At 48.2% G+C, this 22679-nt stretch carries 20 protein-coding genes; 8 read left to right on the forward strand and 12 right to left on the reverse strand.

Annotation, left to right across the window (positions count from 1 at the left end):
- Position 1: 1 nt before the first annotated feature.
- From PSHG_RS06975 to PSHG_RS07000, 5 genes are all read right to left on the reverse strand, one after another.
- Positions 2 to 742 carry a Cof-type HAD-IIB family hydrolase gene (locus PSHG_RS06975; RefSeq protein WP_262362337.1) on the reverse strand — a complete coding sequence of 247 codons (741 nt, stop codon included), beginning with the start codon at positions 740 to 742 and terminating at the stop codon, positions 2 to 4.
- A gap of 94 nt (positions 743 to 836) precedes the next feature.
- Entirely contained in the window at positions 837 to 2726 is a 1890-nt protein-coding gene (gene asnB, locus PSHG_RS06980) for an asparagine synthase (glutamine-hydrolyzing) (protein WP_010271255.1), read from the reverse strand.
- Positions 2727 to 3568: 842 nt separating this feature from the next.
- The gene (locus PSHG_RS06990; RefSeq protein ID WP_010271256.1) at positions 3569 to 5620 is read right to left on the reverse strand and encodes a peptidoglycan D,D-transpeptidase FtsI family protein; all 2052 of its coding nucleotides are present in this window, start codon (positions 5618 to 5620) and stop codon (positions 3569 to 3571) included.
- A gap of 195 nt (positions 5621 to 5815) precedes the next feature.
- A complete protein-coding gene (locus PSHG_RS06995; protein ID WP_010271257.1) occupies positions 5816 to 6961 on the reverse strand; it encodes a transglutaminase domain-containing protein in 1146 nt (381 codons plus the stop codon).
- Between the two features lie 70 nt (positions 6962 to 7031).
- Positions 7032 to 7469 (reverse strand): hypothetical protein, encoded by a 438-nt coding sequence (locus PSHG_RS07000; protein ID WP_010271259.1) that lies wholly within the window; start codon positions 7467 to 7469, stop codon positions 7032 to 7034.
- Between the two features lie 193 nt (positions 7470 to 7662).
- Here PSHG_RS07000 and PSHG_RS07005 point away from each other — a divergent pair, with 193 nt between their 5' ends.
- The 3 genes from PSHG_RS07005 to PSHG_RS07010 all read left to right on the forward strand — a co-directional run bounded on the left by PSHG_RS07005 (position 7663) and on the right by PSHG_RS07010 (position 9762).
- Positions 7663 to 8808 carry an MFS transporter gene (locus tag PSHG_RS07005; protein ID WP_010271261.1) on the forward strand — a complete coding sequence of 382 codons (1146 nt, stop codon included), beginning with the start codon at positions 7663 to 7665 and terminating at the stop codon, positions 8806 to 8808.
- 196 nt (positions 8809 to 9004) lie between these two features.
- Positions 9005 to 9106, forward strand: a complete 102-nt coding sequence (locus PSHG_RS31395; RefSeq protein ID WP_148497659.1) for a dihydroorotate dehydrogenase — start codon at positions 9005 to 9007, stop codon at positions 9104 to 9106.
- Positions 9107 to 9402: 296 nt separating this feature from the next.
- Entirely contained in the window at positions 9403 to 9762 is a 360-nt protein-coding gene (locus PSHG_RS07010; protein ID WP_010271264.1) for a toprim domain-containing protein, read from the forward strand.
- Positions 9763 to 9794: 32 nt separating this feature from the next.
- Here PSHG_RS07010 and PSHG_RS07015 read toward each other — a convergent pair whose 3' ends face one another.
- From PSHG_RS07015 to cyoE, 3 genes are all read right to left on the reverse strand, one after another.
- Entirely contained in the window at positions 9795 to 10718 is a 924-nt protein-coding gene (locus PSHG_RS07015) for an AEC family transporter (protein ID WP_010271268.1), read from the reverse strand.
- Positions 10719 to 10720: 2 nt separating this feature from the next.
- Positions 10721 to 11338, reverse strand: coding sequence for an SCO family protein (locus PSHG_RS07020; protein WP_010271270.1), 618 nt, complete (start codon positions 11336 to 11338; stop codon positions 10721 to 10723).
- 135 nt (positions 11339 to 11473) lie between these two features.
- Positions 11474 to 12409 carry a heme o synthase gene (gene cyoE / locus PSHG_RS07025; RefSeq protein WP_010271273.1) on the reverse strand — a complete coding sequence of 312 codons (936 nt, stop codon included), beginning with the start codon at positions 12407 to 12409 and terminating at the stop codon, positions 11474 to 11476.
- Positions 12410 to 12623: 214 nt separating this feature from the next.
- Here cyoE and PSHG_RS07030 point away from each other — a divergent pair, with 214 nt between their 5' ends.
- Positions 12624 to 13046, forward strand: a complete 423-nt coding sequence (locus PSHG_RS07030) for a cell wall hydrolase (RefSeq protein ID WP_010271274.1) — start codon at positions 12624 to 12626, stop codon at positions 13044 to 13046.
- A gap of 42 nt (positions 13047 to 13088) precedes the next feature.
- Positions 13089 to 13592: a spore coat protein GerQ gene (gene gerQ / locus PSHG_RS29895; protein ID WP_010271276.1), complete on the forward strand. Its 504-nt coding sequence runs from the start codon at positions 13089 to 13091 to the stop codon at positions 13590 to 13592.
- Positions 13593 to 13677: 85 nt separating this feature from the next.
- Here gerQ and PSHG_RS07040 read toward each other — a convergent pair whose 3' ends face one another.
- From PSHG_RS07040 to PSHG_RS07050, 3 genes are all read right to left on the reverse strand, one after another.
- A complete protein-coding gene (locus PSHG_RS07040; protein WP_010271278.1) occupies positions 13678 to 15792 on the reverse strand; it encodes an ABC transporter ATP-binding protein in 2115 nt (704 codons plus the stop codon).
- Positions 15789 to 17594 carry an ABC transporter ATP-binding protein gene (locus PSHG_RS07045; RefSeq protein WP_010271281.1) on the reverse strand — a complete coding sequence of 602 codons (1806 nt, stop codon included), beginning with the start codon at positions 17592 to 17594 and terminating at the stop codon, positions 15789 to 15791. The genes PSHG_RS07040 and PSHG_RS07045 overlap by 4 nt, the downstream gene beginning before the upstream one ends.
- Positions 17595 to 17735: 141 nt before the next feature.
- Positions 17736 to 18020, reverse strand: a complete 285-nt coding sequence (locus tag PSHG_RS07050; RefSeq protein ID WP_010271282.1) for a hypothetical protein — start codon at positions 18018 to 18020, stop codon at positions 17736 to 17738.
- Positions 18021 to 18123: 103 nt separating this feature from the next.
- Between PSHG_RS07050 and PSHG_RS07055 the strand changes: the two genes are divergently transcribed.
- Together PSHG_RS07055 and PSHG_RS07060 are read left to right on the forward strand one after the other, a co-directional pair.
- Positions 18124 to 19110 (forward strand): metal-dependent hydrolase, encoded by a 987-nt coding sequence (locus PSHG_RS07055; RefSeq protein ID WP_010271283.1) that lies wholly within the window; start codon positions 18124 to 18126, stop codon positions 19108 to 19110.
- Between the two features lie 234 nt (positions 19111 to 19344).
- On the forward strand, positions 19345 to 19524 hold the full coding sequence (locus PSHG_RS07060; RefSeq protein ID WP_010271287.1) for a DUF5325 family protein: 180 nt from the start codon (positions 19345 to 19347) through the stop codon (positions 19522 to 19524).
- Positions 19525 to 19600: 76 nt separating this feature from the next.
- On the opposite strand, the gene trpS is transcribed toward PSHG_RS07060, so the two are convergent.
- Complete coding sequence (gene trpS, locus PSHG_RS07065) at positions 19601 to 20584, reverse strand: tryptophan--tRNA ligase (RefSeq protein WP_010271290.1); 984 nt, start codon at positions 20582 to 20584, stop codon at positions 19601 to 19603.
- Positions 20585 to 21261: 677 nt separating this feature from the next.
- Here trpS and PSHG_RS07070 point away from each other — a divergent pair.
- The gene (locus PSHG_RS07070; RefSeq protein WP_010271293.1) at positions 21262 to 22215 is read left to right on the forward strand and encodes an aldose 1-epimerase; all 954 of its coding nucleotides are present in this window, start codon (positions 21262 to 21264) and stop codon (positions 22213 to 22215) included.
- Positions 22216 to 22679 lie beyond the last annotated feature (464 nt).

Genomic DNA, 22679 nt, shown 5'->3' on the forward strand with positions numbered 1-22679 from the left:
ATTACTCGGCCCCGCCAAAAATATATTTCTGAATCGCCTTGGCTACGCCATCTTCCTCGTTCGTATCCGTAACGGTATCAGCAGCAAGCTTCACGGCGTCCTGGGCATTTCCCATGGCGATGCCGAGCCCGGCTTCTTTAATCATTGTCATATCGTTTTGGCTGTCCCCCATGGCGATGACCTCCTGCATTTTAATGCCCAGCAGGTTGCACACCTCCATAATTCCACTCGCTTTGCTAACCCCTTTCGGGTTCAGCTCAAGATTGGTCAAATTCGAATTGGTAATCTCAAATATTCCCCAATCCTCCAAGCGGTCGCGAACCTGCTTCAGCCGCTCAAGATCTTCAGTCGCAAACCCGAACTTCAGCCATTCATGCTTTTCCACATTGCCGGTCCAATTCTCTTTATTATACAAACCATCGACAGCATAGCTCCAATACCATACGCCGAACTCTTTAGCCATCTCAGCCAATTGACTTATCCATTCGTTTTTCATTAACGTTCTTTTCAGCAAAATGCCGGGTGAACCCCACACTTCCCCGCCGTTTACGGCAACGATCGGGGATTTCAAGTCCATTTGCTCGATGTAAGGGGAGATGTTCTGAATCCCTCTCCCTGTAGAAAACATTACCGTGACACCAGCGTCAATCGCCTTGTTAACCCATTTTCGGTTGGCTTCTGAAATCGTGTGCTCTTTGGTTAAAAACGTCCCATCCATGTCTAACGCAACTAGTTTGTACAAGCTGAATTCTCCCTCCACTTCATTTTGCTGCTACCTCATTTATAATGGAATCCGCGTTCACAGCTCTTCGCCAGAACGCGGACAACCCGCTGAATTAAACAGCCCCCGAACTAGCTGGCCGGATAACCTGCCCGCTTTGTCCCATCATATAAGTGCTGTGCCATAAAGCAAATACATAGAGAACCCACAGCCTTCTCGCATAATCGCCTTCGCCCTGGCGATGCTTTCGGGCCATTTGCTCAACAGCGTCCAGATTGACAAAGTCCCCTATTCCTCCTGAGAGAATTTGTTCAAGCACGACCTCTCCGCTTTTTCCCTTCAGCCAATCGCGCATCGGAACGGGAAAACCAAGCTTCGGACGCTGGAGAATAAATTCCGGAATAATCCCTTCCATCGCTTTACGAAATATATATTTCGTCGTGCCCTGCATTAGACGGTAATCGGCTGGAATTTGCCTTGCCAGCTCGAACAACTCCTTATCGAGAAAGGGAACTCTCAATTCCAAGGAATGCGCCATCGTCATTTTATCTGCCTTCATAAGAATGTCACCCGGCAGCCACAGGTTCATATCAATGTACTGCATCCGGCTGACCGGATCCAAATGGCGGGTCCGGCTGTAAAATTGTTCGGCAATTTGTACAGGCTGCAGGTGTTGCCGCAAGAGCTCACGTCCACCCTGCACAATCTCTGCTTTCATATCTTCCGTGAAAATTTTGGCATTGCCCAAAAAACGCTCTTCCAGAGGTGTCGTCCCTCTCAGCAAGTAATTTTTGCCGGGCACGCCTGCAGGAAGCCACGCTGCCATACGGTGCAGCAGCCGTTTAACCGGCAGCGGCAGCCAGGAAAGCGGGCGCAGTGCCAGCGGCTCACGATAGATCCGGTAGCCTCCGAACAGCTCGTCCGCGCCTTCGCCGGAAAGCACGACCGTAACATGCTGGCGTGCCAGCTCGGCCACATGGTAGAGGGCAATAGCCGATGGATCGGCTACCGGCTCGTCCTGATGCCAGATAGCTTTGGGCACAGACGCGAAGAAATCCCGCTCGCTAATTACTTTGTCATAATGCTCAGTGCCGAGCGCCTGCGCCGTTTCGCGGGCAATCACCGTCTCATTGTTCGCTCCTTCGAAGCCGACCGAGAACGTGCGGATCGGCTCTATACTGCGCATATACGATGCGATCGTGGTCGAGTCAATCCCGCTGGAAAGAAAGCAGCCGCGCTCCACATCGCTCTGCATGTGATGAATGACGGAATCCTTCAGCTTCTCCCGGATTTCTTCCACATAATCATCAAGCGATCTGGACACTGGTGCAAACATCGGGTCCCAGTAGCGTTCGATGGACATCTCTCCATCCGGTGTTACGGTTATCGTATGACCGGGCGGAAGCTTACGGATGCCCGCAAACATCGTCATCGGCTCAGGCACATACTGAAAGGTCAAATAGTTGTAAAATGCCTCCCGCTCCACAGCCTGCCCGCAATCACCGGCAGCCAGCAAGCTTTTAATTTCAGAGCCGAAGGCGAATCTTTCAGGAGACGTGCTGTAATAAAACGGCTTTATGCCAAAGTGGTCCCTCGCTCCGAACAGCAGTTTTTTTCTGCGGTCCCAAATAACAAACCCGAACATGCCTCTAAGCTTCTTCACGCATTCCCGTCCGTACTCTTCATATAAATGGACAATCGTCTCCGTATCACTCTGTGTTCGAAACTGGTGGCCCTTGCCTTCCAGTTCCTGGCGCAATTCTTTATAATTATAAATCTCCCCATTGAACACAATCCAAACCGAATCGTCCTCATTGGCGAGCGGCTGATGCCCCTCCTGCAAGTCAATAATTGATAAGCGGCGGAAGCCGAGGCCAATGCCCGGATCCGTCCAGAATCCACTATCGTCGGGACCGCGATGCTCTATTATATCCGTCATCCCTTTTAGTTGCTCTATTGAAGGCTCTCTCTCCGAGAAATACATCAGTCCAGCTATTCCGCACATGCTTACCCTCTCCAAACGTTGTCTTATATGGATATGTAATCCGAACTATGTAACGAAAGCACCAGCATTGTGGTGAAAACTAATCATTGTTAGATAGCCGCGATCATTCTTCTGATCGCTGTTATGCATCTTGCACATCTATAAAGCTTGCCAATGTCTAAGTATACCATACCCTAGGCTGCTTGCGAAAACGTCACCCGGAAAAATTAATTTTGCTATCCTCTAACCGGCAGCGCGCAGGGTGGTTGGCATCTTCTATTTAAAGGCGGCTCCACCCTGTTTACAAACTCTGTGAATCCTTCACTGCAACAGCGATGCCGGCTAAGAGGGAATTGGCAGAGAAGCCACGCTTCACCCCCATAAAGTGAAAATCCATGCACCGTGACATTCAGCCATAATTAGTAAATAACATACACTTAGCGCTATTCGGTACAGTGGTGCTTTTTTTAAGCGAATCTCCATATTCCCCACTCTCCTGACAAGAACATTTTTACTTACACAAAGCCAAAGCATTTTCACTTTATACAAAGCATTTTGCTTTACCAAGACATTTTCACTACATGAAAAAATATTTCTATTCATAAATTATTTTTCCTTAAGGAAACTTTTACAGTAAATAAAAACTACCTCCTACGGAACGGCTGTCGCTTCATCCTCTTACCGCCAGCTAGCCAGCTGTTTTGTTCCGGATCTTTTCAGGAGATAGTTTTGGATGCCGGATCAAAACCACAATTTGATCCGGCAAGAACCAATTTCAAGTACGCAGCTTGTCAAAATGTATTACACATATAATTTAGACTATGCAGAACCGTCCCGGGAGGTGTCTATTCCCGAAGATACGGTCACTCGGGATCTTCTTCATCAGCAGAATCCTCATCACCTTGGGAAGCCCCTTTAGGCACACCGTCCAGCCCGATATATTGATCATACGCATCAAAAATTTTACGGGCGATTGGCGCGGCACCGTAAGCACCAAATCCGCCTTCAGGCACAACGACGGCTACTGCGATTTTTGGATTTTCGGCAGGCGCATAGCCGATAAACACAGCATTATCCACATTTTGTCCGCCAACCTGCCATTCCGAAGTACCGGTTTTGCGAACATAGGTATATGGGACATTATCGAACCCGTCCACGGCACTCCGCATTCCTTCCTTCAGCACGTTCCAGTAAGCTTGCGGAAATTCTTCCTGGTTTAGTATCTCCGGTTGAATCTCCTCCACAAGCTCGCCCTCATAGGTTGTGATCCGGTCGACAAACAAAGGCTTGTAGCGGATACCTTGGTTTGCAAGCATTGCCGCATACTGGGCTAATTGCAACGTAGTGTAACGCCCTTCTTGTCCGAAGGAAGCGTTCACCAGCGGAAACTGTGCCTGCAGCCTTTCGGCTGTACTGAAATAGTAAATATCCCCGGGATTTTCCCAAGGCAGGCCGCTTTCCGTGGATACACCCAGTCCGAATTTTTTCATGTAGGAATCCCATACATTCAATGCGTCAGGTACCGTCATATAGAGCTTGTTGCCCACCATTTCGGCCATGAATGTATTGGAGGATACTTGGATAGCGCGCGCGGGCGTAATTCTTCCATTCCGGGCACCACCGGAGTTTCCTACTTTGGCATTATTGTTTCTTCCATAAGTAAACAAGCCCGTATCATTGTATGTGTCATTCGGGCGGAACAATCCCTCATTCAAGCCCACCAGAACCGTCAACGGCTTGATGACCGAGCCCGGAGGAACGAGAGAAGAAGGGTGACGGGCAAGCTGATCCGCCGGCAAATCGGCATAGCGCTCACGGATCGTTCCATTCGTGTAGCGATGCGTAATCTCATTCCAGGTGTCAGTACCGATTCCGCCTATCCATACATTGGGATCATAGTCCGGCATGCTGGCCATCGCAATCACCCTTCCGCTATCGACCTCAATTGCGACCGCATACCCGGCGACTGCATTTCTGCCCCGGGCATAAGTCCGGTTCGTTGTGGTCTGAAGCAGCTGGAGATGATCCGTAATAGCCTGCTGGGTCGCTAACTGCACATTGCTGTGAATGGTCAGGTGCAGATTGTTACCCTTAACCGGGGGCGTAATTTGTACATGGCCGACAATCTGGTCACGGTTATTAACCGGATAGGAACGGCGGCCGTTCTCCCCGCGCAGCACATCCTGATACATCAGTTCCAGCCCGTCAAACCCGACATATTCGTCATTCCGGTAGTCCGCGTCTTCCCCCTTGTAGATTTGCAGCGGTTTTGACTGCTGATTGACAGCTGTCGAGTAAGGCCGCAAATAGCCAACAAGCTGAACGGCTATTTGATTATGGTCGTATACCCGGGTGCTCTCTTCCGCTACTTCTACTCCAGGAAGCTCGTCACGATGCTCGGAGATATAGGCGATCTCTTCCTTCGTCAATCCGGATTTAATCCGTCTTGGCCAAAAAGCATAGTTAGCCTCCTTGGTAGGTTCACCGTTGATATCATGGCCCACATCCATTAATTCGATTATTTCTTCGGCTGTAGGCTGGGTTTTGGTAGAATCACCGAACTTTTGAAAGATTTCTTCCAGTTTATAGGCAAGCTCGATTCGCTCTTCCTTAGTCGGTCCCGGCTCCATGCGGTAGGATAAGGATTGCGTCGAGGTTGTGGATGCAATCGGATAGTTCTGCTGGTCATAGATGTTTCCGCGAATCGGTGAAATCGTCACATCCCTCCGCAGATTTCGCTTTTCTATAGCGGAGAGCTCCTCTCCCTCAACAAACTGCAAAAAAGCTAGACGGATTATGAGTACAGAGAACAGCAAAAATACGGCAAAAAAGAATACATTAATCCGAATGGAAAAATTTCTGCGCTGTCTGATTTTCTTTTTATTCTGATCTGAATCGTGGGAACCGTTACTCATGGACCGCTATATCCCCCCCAACAAAACTGTGCGCTTTTTCCTAACGGCTTTTCATTCCGCTGTATCTCTTTATGCGCTCTCTTAGTTTAACATAGTTAATAACCTTAAATCATCCTGAAGGCCGCATATTTCATGGGTTAGCAGCACCTAAGGATTCAAGGACCTTTCCAGCTCCAAAGATGATCTTACAGGCTGCTAGACATCTTTAACATGCGTTTCATAGAAATCCGGAGGATTGAACCAGTTGCCGCCACTGGATACCCACGTCGAATCGAGCGGGACCCATTCTTCCTTTTCAGCCAGCCACACCTCATTCCAGGCATGAGGACCGTAGCCGCCCCGGCCATCATATCCCAATCCCGTGACGACCTTAACATCGAGGCCTACGGAACGTGCCATGGATGCATACAGGCGGGAATAATCGATGCATACTCCCTCCCGGGTGCGAAACGTATCCTCCGGTGTTTGCTCCTTCCAATAACGCTCTTCTTCATACATTCTCACTTTTTCCCAATCATAGGCGACCCGGGTTCCGACCCATTCATAGAGTGCCTTGGCTTTTTCTTCATCCGTATTCAATCCGGAAGTGATTTGCTCAGCCGCAAGCACGATATCATCCGGCACATGTGCATCCAGCACTTCATATTTGCGCTGCAGAATATGATGGAACTCTTCTTCTACGGCCCGCGTGAATACCGGCAGATTCCGCTGCAGAAAATCTCCGGTGAACGGCTGTATGACTTCGTTGGCTCCCTTCCTATAGAGCTCGGACTGCTGCACATATCCTGCAAAGGAAGAATGGGGCATTAATACCGTAAATATAAATAAAACGGCAATAACAAGCATTGCCCGCCCAACACCGGTAACCGCCCCGATCCCGCCGCCAAGAATACTGCTGAACCAGCCCTGCGGCTGGCTTCTGCCAGCAGCGCTTTCCTGCGTAAACACCCCGAAGGAACGGTACAAAACCATGCCCAATATCGGTTTGATGAGCAAATAGGCCAGCAAAAACAACAGTCCTGAACGCATTAAGGAAAAGTCGCGCACCGTTGTGATAAACGTATAATAAAACGATTGGACTCCGCCCATCCTCTCCCTGGGGATGGCAATATCCTTTTGCACAAGCCACTCTTTGATGAGAGGCGAGCCCCATTCCATCAGCTTCCAGGATCCGGCAATCGCTGCTATAGTAGCGGCGGCTTCCAAAACCAGAACCATAAGCTGCTTGGCCGATCGTCCAGCTCCTTTCTTCGCTCCCTGCCATGCTGAAATGCAAACCAAGCCTGCAATGAGCAAAGATACCCAATTGAGATTGTACAGCTGCTCTATCCAATTACCCATAGCAGACTCCTTTCATATAATACTGCTTGTTATGCTTTAACCGCGCCGCCAGATGCCGAGCCCGAGCCGATTAGTCCTTATTGGATGCCTTCATCGCTTGATCGATAAAGCCCTGTACCATCGAGTCGATTGGAATGGTAAAGGATTGTCCCAGGTAGGTGACCTCGGCATTTAAAGATCCAGGCGGGACCTCCACTAGAAGGTTTTTGGTTGTAATCGTAAAAGAACCATCTGAATTCGCTTTATATTTTGCTTCCTCGGTTTCCTGCCGCATAGCCTGAACCGCCTGCTCTTTAACCTCTGCAGTCACATTGTCCTGGATAGTAGAGGCCCAGGCTCCAAGTTCCTCAGTATAATTGGCGGCATAGATTACAATTACCGCAATCAAGGCCAGTACAATTACCCATTTCACAACCGTTCTAATCAATTTTATTGCCAGAAAGAGGACCACCAGTCCTATTACGACAATATACCATCGCTCCTGCAGAAATAATGTCAATTGGTCCATTGCTTTATCCCCCTATTTTGTTCATTGTTGGCTTTTTTGTTTCTATTATACTATCGGTGAACCTAGCATAATGACTAAATCAGCAAACTTCCTGCTTCGATGAAGCTAAGATCCCCGTTATGGCGGAATATGTTTTAGACAAGCAGCGTAAACGTAGTAATGATGATCTTATCCTCCCGGGAGGTGTCCTATTGTGAAAACAGCCGTTTGGCTCTATTTGTTTATTTTTGTGGCTTTCTTTGATTTGCACGCGCAGTATCCGATCTTATCTCCATTTGCCGTGTCCTTAGGAGCCACGCCTTCCTTCATAGGTCTTTTGCTCGGCATGTATTCGATCACTCATCTTCCCGGAAACCTGCTTGCCGGGTACGGAGTAGACCGTTACGGCAGCAAGCCGTTTCTCGTTATCAGCCTGATCGGAGCCGGCATACTCCTGCTGCTGCAAGCACAAGTCCATGATCCGTGGCAGCTACTCGTCATCCGTTCGATCAGCGGCTTTGTGCTGGCTTTTTTATCTCCGGCATGTCTGGCTATGCTGGCCAAAATCGCCAAAGACCAAATTCAGCAGGGCAAGCTGATGGCCGGGAACGGTCTCATCCATACGCTGGCATCTGTTGTGTCTCCGGCCGCAGGCGCCATGCTCGTTGCAAAGCTCGGATTTACAGCATCTTTTACATGGCTCGGCTGGGGCTTGCTCCTTACCGGATTTCTCGCTATATTCTTTGTTAAAGAAAGCAAGAGCTCCGCAGCTCCTGTCCTGTCCAGCCTCCAGGCCGGGACAATGACAGAGACAGAAGAGCCGCCAGCAGCTGTGCCCTGGCTGTTCTACCTCGCTCCGCTGGGCATTTCCTGCTCCCAGGGCATCTTGTTTTTTGAGCTGCCTTTAATGGCCAGCGCCGAGCAGTCGATTCTTACCTCCGGCTTGCTGTTTTCCTTGGTCAGCTTGGGCGCCTTAACCACCTTGAGCCTGTTATTCCTGCATCGTTATTCTCCCTACATGCGGACCTTGATCGGCTGCTTTGCGCTAGCGATGATATTCTTCGTGCTGGCTGTTAAATGGCCGATCCCGCTTTATGTATCCTTGTTTATGATCGGTATGGCCAAAGGCATCATTTTGCCCGCGATTTCCACTTACCTGGCCAGCTCAACCAGCAGCAGCCGCTATGGCAGAATTTTTTCCATTCTTTCTGTCGCTTTTTCCGTCGGATCTTTTATCGGTCCTGTACTAGCTGGTCAGCTGCGAAGCGTCATATCCCCTTATTATATTGCTTTCCTGGTTTTGATGATAGGACTTACGCTGCTGCCCTACGGAAAAAGCCGGCCTATTGTAACGGCCTGACAGCTGGCTGCTTCCCCTATAGCAGTCTGCACAAGCTGCAAAAGAACCTGCAGCTGCCTGTCGATCCGCCATTTGCTCTTACAGGGCAAAAACCCATTTTTTCTGCTACTGGGTTTATGCACAGACCACTTTTACCTATCTACATAAACTATAATTGCAAGCAAACGAAAGGTTTTCTTGGAAAGGGGTGCTGAATATGAGTGCAGAAGTAAGAGGGTTCGGTGGCTGGACTTCCAGCGGAGTAATACTAGTTCTGTTTATTCTTCTCGTAATTGTGGCTTGCGCCTGCTGGATCTAAGCTGTTTCTTCGGATAACTTGGCATAACTCCTCCCATTTTAAAGCGGCTTGACCAACCCGGCAGGCCGCCATTTCTTTTGTTCTCATTCTTTGTGATAATATATACTAATCAGGCTAGCGCTAAGTTTCATTTAATTTCCCGCATCAACGATTAATTAAAATACGGACGAGGTATTTCGACAATTTCCTGGGAAATAAAAGCAAAATGACCTATTATGGAGATACGGCATGATTGGCATCATATTCCCTGCCGAGTCTTACCATTTACTATATAGCAGATGTTTCAAGGAGGAGCTATGTCCATCGCTATTATCGTTGAAGGCAAGAATGACCGTAAAAAGTTGAGGAAAGTGCTTTCCTCTGCAGTACATATCGAATGCACCTTTGGAACACCAGGCACTCAGTCCGTCGAACGGCTGAAAAAAAAGCTGAATGTTTATTCCACTATTTATGTATTTACCGACAATGATTCCTCCGGCAAACGCATTCGCGTTATTCTCGGCGACGCCTTTCCGGATGCCGAACCGATCTACACACGTAAAGGCTATGCAGGTGTTGAAGGAACCCCTGAGGAATATTTAATTGAGCAATTAGAAAAGGCAGGGCTCGAAGAGTATATTATTTACCCTCCCCCTGCCTTCCAGTATCCGACTTAACTTGAGCTTAAGCGGGTACAAGCCAATGCGGCTTATGGGATGTACTGCAGCAAATAAATGACAAGCGTTACCGTAAAAATACTAAACACAGTCGAAGAGAATACCGCTTGTGAAGAAAATTCCGGCTCATTGTCAAACTCTACCGCCAGCAAAACACTGCTTAACGAGGTTGGTACCGCGCAGGACAATACCAGCGCCTGTGCCATGATCCCTTCTATTCCTAGCATCCATACAACAGCGAAACCAAGGGCGGGAGCAATCAGCAATCTTAGCGTATTGGAAATGGCCACATCGGACAGATTGAGCTTCCACTTCATGCTGCCGAGCTGGACCCCCAATGTAAGCAGCGCAGTAGCAATGAAGGCATTGGCAATATGATTGATCGGCTGATAAACCGGATCGGGAATAGGCACTTCAAATCCTCTCATCAGAAATCCGATAGGAATGACATAAATGACCGGCAAGGAAAAGATGCGCTTCAGCGTATCCCTTGTACTCGCTTTGTGGGCATTAACGGAATATATTCCATAGGTGTTCGGCAGCAGGCTTTGCAGCATCATAATGATGATCTGGATCGATAATGTAAATGTATCCCCAACAAAGACGAGCTGATTGAGCGGGATCGCATAATTGGCGCTGTTATAAAAAATAACGCTGTTGCGCATCGCGCTTTTCATATCCCTGCGGTAGCCTCTGATTCGGATAATCACTTCTACCATAGCAAATAACAGCACAATAAAAATGACAAAGAACAGCAGCACCTGCATCAATACGTTAAGGGAAATCTCCGACTCATACAGCATCTTAAATATGACTGCGGGAGAAAACAAATAAAAGTTCAGCTTCGATAAAGTCTTTATATCCAGCTTAAAAATGACTTGCAGCAAAACACCAAGAGCAATCAGGACAGACAAAGGTATGATATTGTTAAGTAAAATATATAAAAAGTATTCCATGTCTACTCGTTATATAGAGCAACCATGTCATTCGCAATCTGATCCGCTTTCGTTTCTAAATCAACGGAGTAAAAATGCCGAATTTCACCTTGGCTGTCTACTAGAATGAAGTTGTTGTTATGCACAAAGTTGCCGTCCTGATCTTTTTCCACTAGAATGCTATATTCGTTAGCAAGCTCTTTCATCTGTTCCTCGGAATCGCCTCTCAGGAAAAACCAGGCGTCCGGATCTGCGTTAAAGAAGCTGGAATACTCCTCCAGTCTCTCCTTGGTATCATTCTCAGGGTCAAAGGAAACGGACAGCATGACAGCTTTATCCCCGAGCGCTTTTTTCTTCCTCAGCTCTTCCTGTACTTCTGCCAATAAAGCGGTAGTCGGCATGCATACATCCGGACATGTGGAGAAGTAAAAATAGATCAATCTAACCTTGCCGCTGGTGTCATCCAAAGACATCATATTGCCATCCCGGTTTTCCAACTGAAAGGCCGGGGCTGCCCCCAAACGCTTAAACTCCTGCTTGGCAGATTGGGCATTAATTTGATAAATTGAAATTCCGATAATGACCATAACTAGCACCACAAAGTTCAGCTTAAACCAATGCTGTTTAATAAATTGCCGCATGATGCATAATCCTCCCCTGTCTCTCTTCTCTCCCTAATGTAAGGACTCGGGTACCTGTTAATTCTATTGTGGTAAACAAAACCAATCCCATGGTGAATGACGGGATTGGTTTTGTATTTCTGACCACATCAGAAATTATTTAGTCGATACCGTATCAATGATCATGACAATGAACAAAATGGTTAAATAATTTATGGAGAACACGAACATTTTTTTAGCCCAGAGCGTTTCATCCTTTGCTTTAAAGCCCTGAACTCCTTTCCAAATCCAGATCAGACCCAGAATGGAAGCGGTTAGTAAATATAGGGTTCCCGTATTATTCGTAAAGTAGAGCAGCATTGAGGTCGGTACAAGCGGCACAATGTATCTCATCATGCTTAGTTTGGTCTGATAAGTGCCCTTAACTACGGGAAGCATCTGATAACCGGCATTGCGGTAATCATCGATCCGCCGAATGCCAAGCGCCCAGAAATGCGGGGGCTGCCAGAAAAACAGGATGGCAAATAAAATTAACGCCGTAGTGTCCAACGTTCCTGCTACAGCGACATATCCGATGACCGGAGGAACAGCGCCAAAAACGGCTCCAACGGTTGTGTTCCAAACCGACGAGCGCTTTAACAAGGCCGTGTAGATCCAAACATACCCGAAAAGACCGAACAGACCAAGCAGCGCAGCCAAAACGTTGACCAGAAGCCCCAGGACAGTAAGCCCGGCTACCCCCAGCACAATCCCATAAACCATAACGGTGGGAGGCTGCAGAACACCGGAAGGCAGCGCCCTGTTCTTGGTGCGTTCCATCTTGATGTCCAGATCCCGGTCCAGGTAGTTATTAAGCACGCAGCCGCTCGCCATTACCAGAATGGTGCCTATTAAAACCCAGATCATCGTTGGCCAATGAATATTCCACTGGGATGCTATCCAAAACCCGCCAAAGGTTGTAATTGAATTCGAAAATAAAATTCCAGGCTTCGCCAAGCTTACAAAGTCTCTCCAGGTTGCCGATCTCGCAGCTTCTTTACTGGCTTCTTGTGTTGACTCCGCCGTATTTGTGTAACCAACTGGATTGTCCACGACTGCCTAAACCCCTCCTATTCCTTCATTCCAAGCACTTCTTCTATAATACCAATGCGTTTATTTTATTACAACAACAGCTGCGCTTTTTCATCATTTTGTCGTTTTTGCTAACCGGTCAGGCACCAAACGGCAGCATCCGCTATAAGCTGTTGTCAGAAGGGCATTAGCCTATAGAGAGGTGCTGCTGCTTGCAAAAGAAGGAGGTGAATCGATGGCTGTTGTTCCGCATACGACTGAACATGTGCGCTTGTTAGCCCGCCTGATGAGAGCGGAAGCGGAGGGGGAAGGACAGCTTGGTATGCTGATGGTCGGAAATGTAGGTGTTAACCGCGTGCTGGCTGATTGTCTGGATTTCCGCGACATCCGCAACATTGAGCATATGGTATACCAAAGCCCTGGCGGATTTGAGGCGACTCAAAAGGGATACTTCTATCAGCCTGCCAGAGAACAGGATATCCGCTTAGCCCGAAGAGTCATTAGGGGAGAAAGGTTCCATCCCGCCAGCAACTCTTTGTGGTTTTTCCGCCCGCAAGGCGATTGTCCGGCAACTTGGTACAATCAGGCCAACGTCGGCCGCTTTAAGCTGCACTGCTTCTTTGCACCGTCCGGTGAAGATTGTCCGCAGGTGTATTAGGTTGTTTCATGAACTTCAAACCCAAGAGGAGGAAAGAAACTAATGTTCAATTTGTTCCGCAATGTCCCGCCGCAAAACATGCAGCCGCAAAATGTTCAACCGTCGTTCATACCGCAAAATGTTAACACGTTTCCAATGGCCCAAAATGTAAACCCAATGGCGCAAAGCAATCAGCAGGCCGCACCGTTCTTCAACGGGTATCCTATGCCCCAGCCTGCACCCCCGACCTTATCAGGACAAGGAATCTCGCCCACAGGAGTAGCCGTACCGCCGAGGCAGGAATCATACATCGAAAACATACTTAGATTAAATCTTGGCAAGATCGCTACAGTCTATATGACTTTTGAAGGAAACCGGGAATGGAATGCCAAAATTTTCCGCGGCCGTGTCGAAGCCGCCGGAAGGGATCACATTATTTTAAGCGACCCGCAAACCGGAAAACGATATATTCTTTTGAGCATTTTCCTCAACTACATTACATTTGACGAACCGATAAACTACGAGTACCCTTACCGTGAGTTTGAACAGGAATTTCTAGAAGGCTGACAGAATCACTCTGCTAAACGGGATCTAGCAGCTCCAATGGAAGGGCTCTGCTTTGCCGCGGGCCGTGGTGCTATACAGTCCGGCATCATCTGGCATGCCGGACTTTGTTATGTTCTTTGTACTGCAGCTCGTATAAACGGTAATAATAGCCTTTTTGAGAAAGCAGCTGATAATGGTTGCCTACCTCCCGTACCCGCCCCTTATGCATCACTATAATTTGATCAGCGTGCTGAATCGTTGACAGCCGATGAGCGACAATGACAGTTGTTCTTCCCTTCGATACCTTATGCAGCGTATCTTGAACAATAAGCTCTGTCTCGGTATCGATGTTTGATGTCGCTTCATCGAGAATCAGGATTTGCGGCTTGAAGGCGATCGCTCGCGCGAAGGATAGCAATTGGCGTTGGCCTAGCGACAAGGTGATGCCACGCTCGCCGAGAAGAGTCGCATAACCGTCAGGAAGACTCGATACGAAGGGATCGAGATGAACCATACGGGCAGCTTCCTTGATCTGCTCCTCCGTAATCGCCTGGTTGTTCAGACGGATATTCGAGGCGATATCCCCGGTGAACAGAAATACATCCTGCTGAACAACACTGATTTTGCGGCGCAAATCATCAAGCGGCAGCTTGCGGATATCGACCCCGTCAAGTGTGATGGAGCCCTTCTGAATGTCATAGAACCGGTTAAGCAGCTGAATAATGGAGCTTTTGCCGGCACCGGTCGCCCCAACGAAGGCTACCGTCTGTCCGGGCTCGATCTTAAAGCTAACATCCTTCAGCACCCAGTCTTCGTCCTGATAAGCAAACCAGACATTTTTGAATTCAATCTCTCCACGCACTGCTCCTTTAATCGGTTTAGCATCCGGAGCATCTGCAATCGCCGGCTTCTCGTCCAGCAACTCGAAAATCCGTTCAGCACCAACCATTGCCGTCTGAATCTGATTATATTTCTCAGCAAGACTCATCAGCGGCTGGAAAAATTGCCGGATGTAATGAGTGAACGCATACACAATTCCAAAGGTAAGGGCTCCGTCTATGACATGGATCCCTCCGTACCAGACCAAAAGAGCAATGGCCAAATTGCCCAGAAAGCCGATCACGGGTTGAAAAATCGAGTTTACCGTTGAAGTAAACATCCCTGCCCGGTAATAATCCCGATTCATCTTGTTAAACTGCTCATACTGCTTTTTCTCTCTGATGAACAGCTGGGTAATGCGCATGCCGGACAAGTTTTCGGCCAGGAAAGAATTCAGCCTCGACAGGATTAGTCTGGCGCGCCGCTGTCCTTTACGGATGATCGTGCGGTACCAGAATGTTATGACCGCCAGAACAGGCAGTACGGCGAATGCCAGCAAGGATAGCTTTACGCTCATAAACAGCATCATACCGATGATGCCAAGCACCACGATAATATCCTTGACCAAGTTCACGACGACCTGGGAGTACAGCTGATTTAAGGCTTCTGTATCCTGTGTTACGCGCACGACTATGCGGCCGGAAGGATTGCGGTCAAAAAAGGACAAAGACAACCTGTTCAAATGGCGGAACAGCTGCTGACGAATATTAAAAATAATCTTTTGTCCCGTAAATTGCAGCAGATTGCCCTGAACATAAGTGAGCAAGGAGCCCCCGGCCACCGTAATCAAAAATAAGATTCCGATCGTCATCAGGCTAGAATAATCCTGCTCGCGAAATTCGCTCTTGGCCTCGCTGCTAAGCATGATTGCCGGCAGCAAATCACTGCCCGCCTGCACAAACGTATTCTGATCTTCCTTTTGTACTGTCTGCAGTGATCTCTCCCGGGGATCTATCCACCCTTCAACCATCCATTCTGTTCCTTCTATGGTGATAATTTGCCATATGGTTGCTTCCTCGGGAAGGACCGGGTCCGATGCCGCCTGCTCCAAGGAAAGCCTCGCATAAGCTCTGCCATCCCACAATGTCAAAGCGCCATAACCTTCCAGCCTATGAGCCTGATCCTCCTGCACAGCGACCATTGGCTTGCTGATGCCGTTAACCGTATCATCAATGACCAGCTTGAGCAAATAGGGTCTTGCCAAATCAGCGACCACTATCAAGAAGGCGAGCCCGATGCCCAACAGGATCATTTTCCAGTAAGGGGCTGCATACTTTAGCATTCTTGCGAGCATCTGAGAGTCCTTAATAGGGACGATTTCTTTTTCCTGGTGAATGCTCATGCCTGTACCCCTCCCCAGCGGTTTTTTGCGAGCCTTGCAGACGCTGCTTTATCCTCAGACTCGGCTTCCTGATCCAGCAGCTGTTTATGATACATATCTGCATAAATACCGTTAAGCTGAACCAGTTCCTCGTGTGCCCCTCTCTCCACAATGCGTCCTTCGTCCAAAACGATAATTTGGTCTGCGTCCTGCACGGAAGAAATCCGGTGTCCAATAATGATCGTGGTGCGGTTATTCCTTTCCGAACGGAGCCCCTCCAAAATCAGCTCTTCCGTAATCGTATCTACCGCAGACAGGCTGTCGTCAAAAATCAGGATCGATGGCTTTTTAATCACCGCGCGGGCTATGCTGACTCTTTGCCGCTGACCCCCGGACAAGGATACGCCTCTTTCCCCCAAGGCCGTATCGAACCGGTATGGAAATTCGTTAATATTGTCATACACCTGGGCTATTTTCGCGGCATTCTCAATTTCATCATCTGTATAGGGTTTGGGATCAAATCCGATATTTTCCTTAATCGTGGAAGAGAACAGAAACTGGTCCTGCGGCACCATTCCGACCTGTCCCCTCAAAACCTCCAGCGGAATGGCATGAATATCATGTCCGTCAATAAATATAGTTCCCGGCGGAGGATTAAACACTCTGACCAGCAGATTGGCCAGGGTGCTTTTGCCGCTTCCGATTCTGCCAACAATAGCTAGACTAGTGCCTTGGGGGATAGTCAGGGAAATATCTCTTAGGGAAGGGTGCCTAGCCTCCGGATAAGTGAAGGTCAATCCGCGAATCACAATGTTTCCCTTCAATTCCTTAATCTGCATATCAGCCTGGCCATCATCCGCCACATCCGGCTTCGTATTCAGAATCTCAAGAATCCTTCCCTCCGACGCACGGCCCCGCTGCAGCTGGTTGACAACCTTCCCCAGATTTTCAATCGGTCCCATTAAAAGAGCCAAATAAGTATTGAAGGCAACAAATTCCCCCAGCGTAATAGTGCCTCGTAGCACCATCAATCCTCCCAGCACTACTGAAACAAGAAAGCTGAGTCCAACGATACCCGCGCTTAAAGAAGTGAATAAAGAGTTTGAGCGAACGAAACGGCGGTTCATTTGTACCGCATGCTGATTATCCCGGGTAAACAGCTGCTGTTCCTCTTTTTCTTGAACAAAAGCCTTGACCACACGGATACCGGAGGTGAATTCCTGAACTCTGCTCGTTAAACGGCCGACTGCTTCCTGAACGTCGACAGACTGCCGCTGAATTCTGCGATTAAAGCGATAGGCCAGCAGGCTTAGCAAGGGAAGCGGCAGCATAGTCAGCAAAGTAAGCCAGGGATTGACGGTATATACCATGGCAATGGTTGTCACCGTAATCAGGAATAGCGCTTCCATCGTATTGAACATGCCCATCATCATAACTTCGCGAATCACATTTACATCATTGATTGCGTGAGACATCAGATCGCCAACGCGGCGATTATTGAAATATTGGGCAGATAAGCGCTCCCAATGGGAAAACAAGTCATTACGGACCCTCATCTCAAGAGTTCGGCCCATGCGAAAGATGTAAATCCGCCCGACCGAACGAAAAAAGGCTACCCCAATGCCTGTAAGGATTAGCCAAAAGGCAAAGTGAATAACCTCTTCCCTGATTAACAAGTTCTGCTCGAGTTTATCGGTAAACTCGCCAAGCAGCCTGGGAATCATAAGCTGGATCAAGCTGGAAACCGCCACCAAGGCAAAACCAAGCAAGTAAAGCCACCGATTCTGCAAAATATATTCGCGAAATATTGATTTCCTGTCCATGGTGTCCCCCTTGAAAGTACGCCGTTAAATGGCCTGCAATAGTAAGGTTACACTCTGATTGGTGGAGTTACCATGGATTTACTTACCAAAAAAACTGGACTATCTTATCATTCCAATTTATCCCTATGCATTCCTATACGTTCATCCCTCCAGCACTGGAGTAAACAGCCATATATGCACTCTTTCCAGCCCCCCCTGCAAAAAACCGTTCATTTTCTCCCATTCTCCACTGCCTTTCTGTCTGCTCTCCTTCAGCTCCCTATAGTCCTCTTCACTCATATTTTTCCAAATTTCTACGTATAAACCAGGCTGCTCAGGGCTCTCAAACAATTCCATGCGCTCATGGCCGGGGCAATTTCGAATAAACTTTAAAAACGCTTTTTTCGATGTATCAAATACGCGGTATTCAACAAAGACTAAATTCATCTTAGACCCCCACACATTTTTTTGTTCAGCAAACATGATACAATCATTATGTAACGCTTTATGTATATAATAAAAGATTACACACATTACAGGAGGAAAGCTTTTGGATACTGGCACACATTTTGTTATTGGAGTAGGCTTAGCCGGTCTTGCCCAGCTTGATCCAGCTGTTTCTGCGAGCACTACCACTTCTATTGCCGTGCTGATCGGTACGGTTTTGGGGTCGCAGGCTCCTGATTTTGATGGATTGCTGCGCCTTAAAGGCAATGCCGTATATATCAAAAATCACCGCGGATTGTCCCATTCTTTGCCTGCCATTCTTTTATGGACTGTGTTAATTTCGGGAGGGCTGGCCCTATTCTTTACCGGACTGCCCATTGTTAATATTACGTTGTGGGTGTTTGCGGCGGTTTGCTTCCATGTGTTCACCGATTTGTTTAATTCTTACGGTACTCAGGCGATGAGGCCCTTTTCTGAGAAATGGATCGCGTGGAATATTATCCACATTTTTGATCCCTTTATTTTTTTCTCCCATCTCGCCGCCATATTCGCTTGGGTAATGAAGCTTGCGCCGCCTACCGTTTTGTTCCCGGGTCTTTATGCATTAATTGCACTGTACTATGTATGGAGGTCCGTCGTTCATTACCGTCTGGAGAAAAGCTTGCCTGAGCATGACCCCTACCGTCTTCCCAATGACCATTACTATGCGCTCCCGACGGTGCACCTGAACCAGTGGAATATTGTAAAGAGTCATGGAGACGGAGCCTACACACTCGGAGAATGGAAGAACAATCAGCTGCAATGGCTGGACTCTGTGAAGTGCATGAGCCATCCAGCCATTACCGCATCCAAGTCTCACCCAAGCGTTGCTTCTTTCTTATATTTTTCTTCATTCGCCTGCGCGGAAGTTAAGGAATATGAGTGGGGGTACGAAGTGAGATGGGCTGATGTGCGCTACCGGCACCGCAAGCAGTATCCATTCGTGGCTGTCTTGAGGCTCAACAAGAACTTGAAGCCGATTGATTCCTACGTTGGCTGGGTTAGTGATTCACGCCTGGAAAAGAAGCTTCGCATCGATTCATTATCTTAAAGCTGCTGCTGTTGTGTTGCTTTACTCCAAGGGCGGTCCCGTTACGGGACCGCCCTTGTGGGTATAAAACCATGCATGGTGCTTTGTTCTTTCACGGGTCTGGCATGAATGGTCCGCTTTTCCCAAGCTGATTCATCGGCTGGAAAGTACAATTCTGCACTTTCTTTAGCGGGAAAGTTGTATTATGATGAAACATCATAATCGTTTATTTCTCCACAGAAGGAGGTTAGTGGTATGCAGCGCATCCCGGCCCTGATTTTCTCGGTAATCGGTGTCCTGCTGATGATCGGCATCAGCGTTTCAATTAGCCTTCACAAGCCTTGGCTTGTGCTCGTCTTCTCCCTGGCCACCATCTTGTTTATAGGATTGGGCTTCGTCTATAAGGCCAAAGCCCGAAAACGGAATAATTCTTAAAGCTAAGCTCGGGTACCAAGCAATAATGCTTGAATGGCTGTTAAATGGCTGTTAAATGGCTGCCAAACTATAGACTTTAGCCTAGAACAAAGCCCATTTTTTGCTTGACCTCTCTTAAAGTCTCATTTGCGATTTCAGCTGCCTCTCCTGCCCCTTTTTTCAGGACGTCATGGATGGCGCCAGAGCTCCGGACTTCATGGTATCTCTCTTGAATCGGCTCTAGCAGGCTAACAATTTGCTCAGCGAGCTCTTTTTTGAAGGTACCATAACCCTGTCCCTCGTATTTCGCCTCGATTTCCTGCAGCGACAGCCCGGAGCATTGCGCGTAGATGCTCATTAGATTGCTGACCTCCGGTTTGTTTGCCGTATCGAAGCGCACCTCCCGCCCCGAATCAGTAACAGCCCGGCTTACTTTTTTACGAATCGTGTCAGGAGGGTCCAGAAGCGCGATATAGCTGCCTGGATTCGGATTGCTTTTGCTCATCTTTTTGGAGGCGTCATCCAAAGACATAATTCTGGCCCCTATTTCCGGGGTGAACACCTCGGGAACCCGGAACGTCTCCCCGTATCTTTGGTTGAAGCGGTGAGCAAGGTCTCTGGTCAGTTCCAGATGCTGCTTCTGGTCATCCCCTACCGGAACCAAATCTGCATTATAGAGCAGGATATCCGCTGCCATGAGGGCAGGATAGACGAATAAACCTGCTCCTATGGATTCCTTCCCGCGCGACTTGTCTTTGAATTGGGTCATTCTTTCTAGCTCTCCCATATAGGCGAGAGTTGTCATCAGCCAGCCTAATTCCGCATGGGCAGGGACATGAGATTGCAGGAATATGCTGGCCCGATCGGGATTAAGGCCAAGAGCCAAATAGAGTCCTACCAGCATTTCCGTCTGTTCACGCAAATCTTCCGGCTCCTGGGGAACGGTCACCGCATGCATGTCAACGACCATAAAATAACAGCGATGATCGTCCTGCAGTTCGACGAAATTTTTCATAGCTCCAATGTAATTTCCCAACGTCATTTTTCCGCTGGGCTGAATACCTGACAATACTCTTTTCACTTTTTCCTTCCTCCTTTTGTTGCTTGCAATCATTGAACAAAATAAAAAGGCCTCTCTCCGCAAGGGACGAGAGACCGTGGTGCCACCCTAATTCGCCTATGTTCGTTCCGGCAGGTAAGTAAGAGCTGCCGGAGTCCTATAAAGGCCTTAAAGCTCTTGTAACGGAGAGCATCCGTATCCCCTACTGATCTGATACATCGCGGTCAAAACACCCTATCATCAGAAGGTTCAGGTCAACGCTCGAGGATCCATTCAACGGTTGAATTTCACCGGTTTTCACCACCCACCGGCTCTCTGCATCATTCACGCCGTTTACTCTTTCCTGTCGTCACGTGTCAGAATATTGTCTTATATTGTATAGTCCTGCAAGCCTGTTGTCAAACGAATTCTGTATACGCTCATGGCGCAGCTGGTGCTGGCAGGCAGGTCCGTGTTGACGCCAGCTCGTCCGGGTAGCGGCCCGTGGCGGCACCTCCCCTTGCTGGCACTAGCACGTGTTGGCACTAGCACATGTGCTTGGCAACAGCAGTACAATAACTCCAGTAGATCGTGTGGGCAGCAGCCCCTGCTGGCACTAAGCACGTGTTGGCACACGAAAGTGCCTCTGTTACAATATAAGGAAGTAACTGTAATGTAATTATACTTAATTCTTATAGACAAAGGAGAACGAACTTTAGATGATTACTAAGCAGCAGTGGCATGGTGTCGATATTTATGTGCTGGAGAACGAGCAGCTCTCCTTTTCGTTGTGCCCTTCTATAGGCAATAACGGTTATCGCTTATTTGACAAAGCTGCTCAGCGGGAAGTACTCCGTGTACCGGATAATCCTTCTGTGTTAGCTGCTAGCCCGGTTCATTACGGAACTCCTGTTTTAACGCCGCCTAACCGGATCAAGAACGGCTATTTCAAAGTGGGCGAGCAAGAGTATCGCCTGGAACGCAACGAGAAAAACAATACCGGCAATCATATTCATGGTTTTTCCGTAGGCCGTCCATGGAAAGTGACGGGGGCCAGCAAAGGAGAGGACAAGCTAACGATCACTTCTGAGTTCAGCACTGCGGATTTCCCGGAGCTGCTTGAGCAGTACCCCCATGAAATTTTAATGGAAATGACCTATGAGCTTTCAGGCTCAGCTTTACTGCAAAAGGTTGTCGTGCGTAACGACAGTTCTAAGCCTGCCCCGTTCGGTTTTGGTTTACATACTTGGTTTTTGCTTGACCATCAACCGGAGAAATGGCAGCTGCAGCTTCCCGTATCAGCCTCCTGGGAGCTCGGCTCAGATCTGACTCCAACCGGCAACCTGCTCCCTCTCGGAGACCTAGCAGAACTAACTAACGGAATTAACTTGCAGAACCGCAACCTCGATGATGTGTTCCAGATTGGGGAATACACTCCGCTGGCTGTGCTTCGTCGCGATAATTATGAAATTCGCTATGTTCCTTCAGCCGAATTTAAACAATGGGTTATTTACACAAAAGGAGTGACGGAGGACGTAATCTGCCTGGAGCCCTACACATGGGTTACCAATGCCCCTAATCTGTCTTTGGATGCAGATACAACCGGCTTCCGCACTATTGATCCGGGTAAAAAGCTCGAGCTGGAAGTGCTTTTGGAAATTCGGCACAGCTAACTTATTATATAATTCGTCCCGATGTATGGAAGCATCGGCTTGGATCGCTGGCAGAAGCGAGATGAATGCGATTTTTTAATTTTAACTCTAAACCTTACTCTAACACCTTGAATATAGTCATGCAGGAGTTGTGACCAGGCGGCCATGTTTCGTTCAAAACGCAGTCAGTAAGCCCGGCGAAGCTCTGCACTCAGACGATTTTTCGTTCAAATCCGGGCAATCGCACCTCAATCCCGGTCAAGTCCTAAATTGTGTGTAAAATGCTTCTCGGTTAGAAGGGCGAAGCTGAGGTGCCGGGCTTGACATGGAGCCTCTATGGGCATGATTTCGAGCGAACACGGCGAAGGGGAAACTAACGCTTCGCCAGGCGAACTAGCCTATCATGCCCACCTCTCCATGTAAAGCCCTTATCCGACACGTTGGATGCTTGTAGGGGCTTTCTTCTTTTTTTGTTCCTGTTCCTC

It is taken from the genome of Paenibacillus senegalensis JC66 (assembly GCF_000285515.1).
Lineage (GTDB): Bacteria > Bacillota > Bacilli > Paenibacillales > NBRC-103111 > Paenibacillus_L > Paenibacillus_L senegalensis.

What these genes read in the sequence shown, in the direction of transcription:
- asnB (WP_010271255.1), bottom strand. Translation starts at nt 2,726, where the DNA reads ATGTGCGGAATAGCTGGACTGATGTATTTCTCGGAGAGAGAGCCTTCA.
- PSHG_RS06990 (WP_010271256.1), bottom strand. Translation starts at nt 5,620, where the DNA reads ATGAGTAACGGTTCCCACGATTCAGATCAGAATAAAAAGAAAATCAGA.
- PSHG_RS06995 (WP_010271257.1), bottom strand. Translation starts at nt 6,961, where the DNA reads ATGGGTAATTGGATAGAGCAGCTGTACAATCTCAATTGGGTATCTTTG.
- PSHG_RS07000 (WP_010271259.1), bottom strand. Translation starts at nt 7,469, where the DNA reads ATGGACCAATTGACATTATTTCTGCAGGAGCGATGGTATATTGTCGTA.
- PSHG_RS31395 (WP_148497659.1), top strand. Translation starts at nt 9,005, where the DNA reads ATGAGTGCAGAAGTAAGAGGGTTCGGTGGCTGGACTTCCAGCGGAGTA.
- PSHG_RS07010 (WP_010271264.1), top strand. Translation starts at nt 9,403, where the DNA reads ATGTCCATCGCTATTATCGTTGAAGGCAAGAATGACCGTAAAAAGTTG.
- PSHG_RS07015 (WP_010271268.1), bottom strand. Translation starts at nt 10,718, where the DNA reads ATGGAATACTTTTTATATATTTTACTTAACAATATCATACCTTTGTCT.
- PSHG_RS07020 (WP_010271270.1), bottom strand. Translation starts at nt 11,338, where the DNA reads ATGCGGCAATTTATTAAACAGCATTGGTTTAAGCTGAACTTTGTGGTG.
- PSHG_RS07030 (WP_010271274.1), top strand. Translation starts at nt 12,624, where the DNA reads ATGGCTGTTGTTCCGCATACGACTGAACATGTGCGCTTGTTAGCCCGC.
- gerQ (WP_010271276.1), top strand. Translation starts at nt 13,089, where the DNA reads ATGTTCAATTTGTTCCGCAATGTCCCGCCGCAAAACATGCAGCCGCAA.
- PSHG_RS07040 (WP_010271278.1), bottom strand. Translation starts at nt 15,792, where the DNA reads ATGAGCATTCACCAGGAAAAAGAAATCGTCCCTATTAAGGACTCTCAG.
- PSHG_RS07045 (WP_010271281.1), bottom strand. Translation starts at nt 17,594, where the DNA reads ATGGACAGGAAATCAATATTTCGCGAATATATTTTGCAGAATCGGTGG.
- PSHG_RS07050 (WP_010271282.1), bottom strand. Translation starts at nt 18,020, where the DNA reads ATGAATTTAGTCTTTGTTGAATACCGCGTATTTGATACATCGAAAAAA.
- PSHG_RS07060 (WP_010271287.1), top strand. Translation starts at nt 19,345, where the DNA reads ATGCAGCGCATCCCGGCCCTGATTTTCTCGGTAATCGGTGTCCTGCTG.
- PSHG_RS07070 (WP_010271293.1), top strand. Translation starts at nt 21,262, where the DNA reads ATGATTACTAAGCAGCAGTGGCATGGTGTCGATATTTATGTGCTGGAG.